Annotated in this window: 5 protein-coding genes; 1 reads left to right on the forward strand and 4 read right to left on the reverse strand. The window is 38.7% G+C overall.

Annotation, left to right across the window (positions count from 1 at the left end; all coding sequences use genetic code 11):
• Window positions 1-11: 11 nt before the first annotated feature.
• From H0184_RS24860 to H0184_RS24870, 3 genes are read right to left on the reverse strand one after another with little or no spacing between them, the layout of a single operon-like run.
• Window positions 12-1,115, reverse strand: coding sequence for a GerAB/ArcD/ProY family transporter (locus H0184_RS24860; protein ID WP_221829678.1), 1,104 nt, complete (start codon window positions 1,113-1,115; stop codon window positions 12-14).
• A gap of 34 nt (window positions 1,116-1,149) precedes the next feature.
• Window positions 1,150-2,364: a Ger(x)C family spore germination protein gene (locus tag H0184_RS24865; protein WP_221829680.1), complete on the reverse strand. Its 1,215-nt coding sequence runs from the start codon at window positions 2,362-2,364 to the stop codon at window positions 1,150-1,152.
• Window positions 2,354-3,970, reverse strand: coding sequence for a spore germination protein (locus tag H0184_RS24870; RefSeq protein WP_221829682.1), 1,617 nt, complete (start codon window positions 3,968-3,970; stop codon window positions 2,354-2,356). The genes H0184_RS24865 and H0184_RS24870 overlap by 11 nt, the downstream gene beginning before the upstream one ends.
• 128 nt (window positions 3,971-4,098) lie before the next feature.
• Between H0184_RS24870 and H0184_RS24875 the strand changes: the two genes are divergently transcribed.
• On the forward strand, window positions 4,099-4,341 hold the full coding sequence (locus tag H0184_RS24875) for a hypothetical protein (RefSeq protein WP_221829686.1): 243 nt from the start codon (window positions 4,099-4,101) through the stop codon (window positions 4,339-4,341).
• A gap of 476 nt (window positions 4,342-4,817) precedes the next feature.
• Here the strand turns inward: H0184_RS24875 and H0184_RS24880 are convergent, their stop codons facing one another.
• On the reverse strand, window positions 4,818-5,741 hold the full coding sequence (locus H0184_RS24880; protein WP_221829698.1) for an AEC family transporter: 924 nt from the start codon (window positions 5,739-5,741) through the stop codon (window positions 4,818-4,820).
• Window positions 5,742-6,327: the final 586 nt, after the last annotated feature.

The raw sequence follows: 6,327 nt of genomic DNA on the forward strand, positions 1-6,327 counted from the left end.
GTCCTTTAAATTTATTGAGGACTCTTCTTTTTTCTGTTTTTTAAAAAGGCAATCCCTAACAGCAGTGTGGGAATCAAAATTAAGAAGAACGGATGCACATAGCGTGTAACAAATTCCAACCCTTCCTTTAAATGCTCTGCATAACTGCTTGCGATCGTCACAGACATGAACAAAATAACCATACCCATGGGATATGTTAACCTTGAGGGTTCCTTTATCTTAAATATGACCGCGGTACTAGCAACGGCAGCATAAAAATATATGCTTACTTTAAAAAAAATACAGATGACGGTAGATATCATAAAAAAAACATCCAGACGTTCCAGAAATTCTGCCACTTGTATGCCTTGAATGGTACTTAAAAGCGGAAATTGCGACCGGGCAGTAAGGTCAACACCCAATACGCCAATATTAATCGCCATCGTAATGGCCAGATTAATTCCGCTTAGCCCTATAGCAAAAAGACCTACTTTTTTCGCCTTTTTTTTGTTTGCTATATAGGGGAAAATCATTGAAAATACGATTATTTCACCGAATGGGAAATATAGGGTTTGAGTATAAAATACTCTCACTACAGGTAAAATGCCTCGCTCTAGTATAGGTTTTAAATTATTCACATCAATAAGCCCAGAGAATAGAATCAGAATAAAACCGGTTATGGCAAGGAAATAGATAAACAGGAAAAATAACTCTCCTGTCCTTGCCACAACCTCAATCCCTTTGCTAACAGCATAAATAATAACCAGCATCAACAAAGCATTTACAATAAATAAAGGAGTTTCAAGATAGGCAAAAGTCAGGAGCATTTCTCCAAAATCACGAAGTACCCTGGCTGCCGAATACATAAACAAAATAATATAACAAAAGGCAAGGAGTGTACCTGCTATTTTTCCAAGCAGCTTTTGCATATATTGCGGGGGGACTAACTCTGGATAATAAAGAAATAAACGGTAATGTACCCAGAATAAAAATAGTCCTCCTGCCATTCCGAACAGAATGGCCAGCCAGGCGTCTTGTTTGGCATCACTTGCCAAAGGGACCAAAATCGCACTGCCGAGTTCAAATAACAAGATTAGGACAAAAAGCTGGTATAAGCTTATATTTGCCTTTTCCACGCTTTTGTCACTTCCTTTTCATCCTTTTTAATTATTACTGATTAACTTGGTGGGGGTTGTTGCGTAATCCTGTTCGACGAATAAATGCGTCTACTACTATATCTGTTTTTACTTCTGGAAAATAAACATCATTCCATTTAGAGGCCATTTTTCCCCATTCCTTAGGGTTTGTTCGATGAAGTGCCTCTCCAAAACCAAAAATATCCGATTTACTTTTTTGGGCAATCTTTATAGCCATAGTAATTTCTTTTTTTATTTCCTTTTCTATTTCTTTTTCTAATTTTAAAAGTAAATGGGGATTATTAAGATCTATCGGCACTTTTGTTTCACCAATATTCCCTTCCGCCTGGACCTCAATGGATACGCGGGGCTTTCCTTTTTCCATTTTTGCACTTACTTTTGTTTTTTGTCTGATTAATTCATATGATATCGCCTCGTCTTTTCCTTCCCACTCTACACCAATAGCAGATGCATTTAATTTGTCGAGAAGAAATACCGACCCTCTTGCTGTCTCACCATCAACCCATTGTATTAATTTCCCGTTTTTAAATATGCCTAGACTCCCTGCGAAAAGTAAGGAAGCGGGTTCTGTTTGCTGGGTATTTTCCATTGTTATTCCCTTATCAACATCTCCGTTTACACGAAATCCTGAGACCGCTAGTTCCTTACCGGGCGAGACAATCATCTTTATCGCATCTTGTATACTAACAGCGATATTTTCTCCCCAAATCTTTTCAGTAATTTTTAACGTTTTGATTACTTTATTTGATGGGATTTTATCTATTGCTGTTAACACTTTAACAATATCCGAAGCTTTCGATCCCTGCGCAATCACGATAATTGCAGTACTTCGGAATTGCGCATCTCGTTCCAGTGGATCAAGAATAGTGCTAATGGATTCCTCCTTAGCAATCTCTTCACTAATGACAATTAGATTGGTATGTGCATAATAAAGTCTTCTTGATAATTTACGGGATGTGCTTCTGCTTAACTCCACAATACTATCTCCTGATCCTGTAACGATAGAAATGGGAGGCCCTTGACTCCCGCCGCCGCCCTGCATCCCGCTTGTGACGTTCCCTGGATTGATAATTTGCATCGTGCCCACATATCTGCCTTGTTCGTTCTTGTCTATTCCCAACGCAGCCACGATAGCCAAATCGGTTAATTCCTTTTTGCTCCAACAGCCTGATAAAAGGAGGGTACTAACGAAAAAAACTAGGATAAATAATATACGTTTATTGTTCATCCTGGTCACCTTTTTCTAAAGTATCGTTGACCATCCCTCTGCCTTCGGGAGGTTGTGGTTTCTGATTATCTCCTACCCGAGTCTCCTTATTGCTGAAAAGCCTTGGTCGTTTTTTTTGCGCCCACATTGGAAGACGAACGATTGTATCACCTAGGTTTGCTGGGATAAGCGGGGCAATTGGGGTTAAATATGGCACCCCAAAGGACCGAAGACTGCATAAATGTACGGCTAAAATAATGACCCCTAAAATGATTCCATAAAAACCAAAGGTTGCCGCAGCAAACATAAAGCCAAAGCGAATTAATCTAGCCGAGATAGCCACTGCAAAAGCAGGAGTGGCAAAATTAGCGATGGCAGTGATGGCAACAATAATAACCATAGCAGGGGAAACAATCCCTGCCTGTACGGCCGCTTGACCAATAACCAGCGCGCCAACGATTGAGATGGCTGAACCAACAGCTCTGGGCATCCTAATCCCTGCTTCACGCAGGATCTCAAAAGCCACTTCCATAATCAATGCTTCGACCAACGCAGGAAAAGGCACTGCTTCCCTCTGTGCAGCGATGGCAACTAACAGCTGTGTTGGGATCATCTCCTGATGAAAGGTGGTTACCGCAATATAGGCAGCCGGTGCAATAATGGAGATAAAGAATATTAAAATCCGTAAGAATCTTAGTGCGGTGGCTATATCTGCCCGGCCGTAATAATCTTCTACCGACTGGAAAAATTGGATAAAAACTGCCGGTGCGATTAACACAAATGGCGTGCCATTTACAATGATCGCAACCCTGCCTTCAAGGAGATTACCAGCAACCATATCCGGTCTTTCCGTATGATAGAGAGTTGGAAATGTAGTGAATGCCTGGTCTTCAATAAGCTGTTCAATATAACCGGATTCAAGAATACTATCAATTTCAATTCTTTTTAATCGATTCCGGACTTCCTCCACAATTTCATCCTTTGCAATGCCTTTTATATACATAATGGATACATCTGTTTTCGTAACGCTGCCAATCTTCATATTTTCCAGCCATAAATCAGGGTTTTGAATCCGTCTGCGGATTAGTGCAGTATTGGTACGAATGGATTCAGTAAACCCATCTCGCGGACCCCGAACCGTTACTTGGCTGCCAGGTTCTTCAATGGAACGCTGCTCCCCGCCTCTGGTACTGGCACTAAGTGCTCTTTTTTCTCCATCAACTAGGATAATGCTCTCGCCGGACATTAAAGACAGATACAAGTTGTCCCAATCTTTTATTTCTTTTACATCTCCCAGCGCTACTACCTTTTCAAAAAGGATGTCATAAATAGGCCGGCTGTTGGGAGAGGGATGATTATTCATAATGGACTCAATCAAAAAGTCATTAATTGCCTTACTATCTGAGATCCCTTCTACAAAGACAACCGCTGTATCAGGTCCTTTACTATCTCCAAGCTGTAATTTGCGAATGACCACATCAATGCTATTCCCCGTTTTCTCTTTTATGGAATTGATTTGATCTAGTAAAGAACTCGGTATGGCTTTGGATGGCTGTTGGTTTTGTTGAGCTTGTTTCTTTAACTGTTTTAATTTTTTTATTTTTTTGGATAGGGAAAATAGAGACATCGTCACTAAACCTTTCCTGATTTTTTATTATTTTCTACTATTAAAGAAAAGGTATTCCTCTTTTTCTAAAAAGTACCAGCGGATTTTCCATAAGGAAAGAGGAATGATACAAAAAAGGTGATAAGAAAATGAAAATAATCAGTATTACACTAGCGATGTTAGCCGTATTGATAGGTTGTTCTTTCGGAGTAGACCTTTTGTTAGGATTTGAAATGAAAACGGCTTGGCGTAATGCCATAAGTCCTTTTCGAGTTATGGAAGTCCCTGAATACTTTGTCTTTGTTTCCCTAATCGCCGTTTATGTATTGAAGAAACTATATGCATTGGTTAATAAATGGGTTAGCAGAAAACTAGCAAAGATGATGGAGTAGGTAAGTGTAAGGGGAGATATTCGTACAGAATAATTTGAAAAAAAGAACTGTCTGAATGGAGGTATCATTCGGACAGTTCTTGTTGAAAAAAGAAAGCAACTGCAAGTAACTTTTATTTCGAAAGCTCTGTTAAAACTGAATGTTGATTTCACTGTGTGTTTGGAAAATAAGCGGAGTTTTTCCGTTTAAATTGGGAATTACCGATATTTCCTTATATATAGGCGGAAATAGTCCGTTTATTGTATTTAAATCCTTAGAAATGGTCTTATCTAAAGCAGTTAACCGGAATATCTCCGCTTATAGTTACTTCTTAAGTTACTTTATAAACAATAGCCGGAGATTCTCCGCCTATGAATTCTCAACCCTGCACGAAAACCAACAATGAATAATAACAGAGCGATTTCGAAAAAGATAATTAGATTGACTAATACAGCATTAGTATAGGTACATCAGAAAGGAAGATATTTTTACTGCTTCTACTTAACCAAAACAATCAATACCGGTAATATGAAAAAGGACAATAGGGTAGTCCAAAGAATTGTTTTGGTTAACACCTTTGGTGATGCATCAAACTTTTCTGCTAGAATGCCGGCGTTAATCGCAACGGGCATACACGATAACACGAGTAGAGTGGAGAACATAATGCCATCAATTTTTAATAGATATAAACATAGTAAAGCAATGAGCGGTGCGATCAATAATCTCATGCCCATGCCGGACCAAAAGGTAATCCGTGTATTCCTGGTAATGCTTTCTGTTTTCACATTAGCCATTTGTGCTCCTAAAACCGCTAGAACAATGGGTGGGTAGGCATCTGCAATCATGGACACTCCCGTGGATAGACCGCCTGGCAAAGGTAGGTCAAATGTTCGCAACATCAAGGCTAGCAGTACCGCATAGATAGCAGGCAGAGCAAACACCGATTTAACCGCATTTTTTATTGTAAAATGAGAACGTGCTGCAAAGAAGATTCCTAACGTATGCATCATGACCATCTGCATGACAATATAGACGGATGCTTTTTCGAGCCCGAGTTGCCCGAAAGCAAGCAAGGTAAGTGGGATTCCGTAGTTGACTGAATTGGTGAATGAAGATATTAAGGTTAATCCTGCAATATCATTGGCAGGCAGTTTGAGCAACTTGCCTAGTATGTTTGCTGCAAACGCAAGTAATAGTAGATTTAATAGGGAATAAGCCAGAGTCAAATAGACATCTTCACGCGATAACCTTGCTTCCATTAATGTATCGAAAATCAAGAATGGAGTTATGTAGTATAATGCAAAGTTTAAAAGCGGCTTGATTTCCAGCTTCCCAAATCTACTAAGCAAGACTCCTGCTATGACAGGTATAGAAAGTGGCAGAATCACATCAAAAAGCGTAGCAAAGATTTCAGTTAACATAAAAAACTTCCTCTCGAATTATCAAACTATCTTTCTTGTGAAGCTGGTAAATAGATGAATCTCGAATTGTATATTTAATTATAATAGATTTTCTCTTCATTATAGGAATTTACTTTCTATTTTACCTGTCATTATAAAAGCTTTTGACTGAAAGAGGTGTGAAAACGATAGGGTGAGCGATTTTATCGTTGAAAATGATTTCTAACAAGGCTAAAAACTCAATGTGTTCTTTAACTGAGCGGGTCTTATTATCCTAAGAAAAGTTATTTTGAAAAAAAGAAAACTTTTTGTTGCATAACTCAAGTTAAGGTGATACTATAAGGGAGTTGCTTTTAACGCCTGCTTTACTAGTTAAAAGTGAGAACAAAAAAATTAAATTATTATATTGACATAATGATAGAGATGTGGTATGATAATATCACTGTCGCTTAAGACAATGATTAAATTGCTCTTTGAAAACTAAACAAACAGTAACGTCAACAAACAATTTTTTAGCTTTTTATAAAAGCTAAGCCAACGTAACAAATGAGCTATATCAACTTTCTTGGAGAGTTTGATCCTGGCTCAGGACGAACGCTGGCGGCGT

Origin of the sequence: Neobacillus niacini, assembly GCF_019749295.1 — a bacterium.
Lineage (GTDB): Bacteria > Bacillota > Bacilli > Bacillales > Cytobacillaceae > Neobacillus > Neobacillus niacini_D.

Coding starts and splice junctions, on each gene's coding strand:
- H0184_RS24865 (WP_221829680.1), bottom strand. CDS start 2,364: ATGAACAATAAACGTATATTATTTATCCTAGTTTTTTTCGTTAGTACC.
- H0184_RS24870 (WP_221829682.1), bottom strand. CDS start 3,970: ATGTCTCTATTTTCCCTATCCAAAAAAATAAAAAAATTAAAACAGTTA.
- H0184_RS24875 (WP_221829686.1), top strand. CDS start 4,099: ATGAAAATAATCAGTATTACACTAGCGATGTTAGCCGTATTGATAGGT.
- H0184_RS24880 (WP_221829698.1), bottom strand. CDS start 5,741: ATGTTAACTGAAATCTTTGCTACGCTTTTTGATGTGATTCTGCCACTT.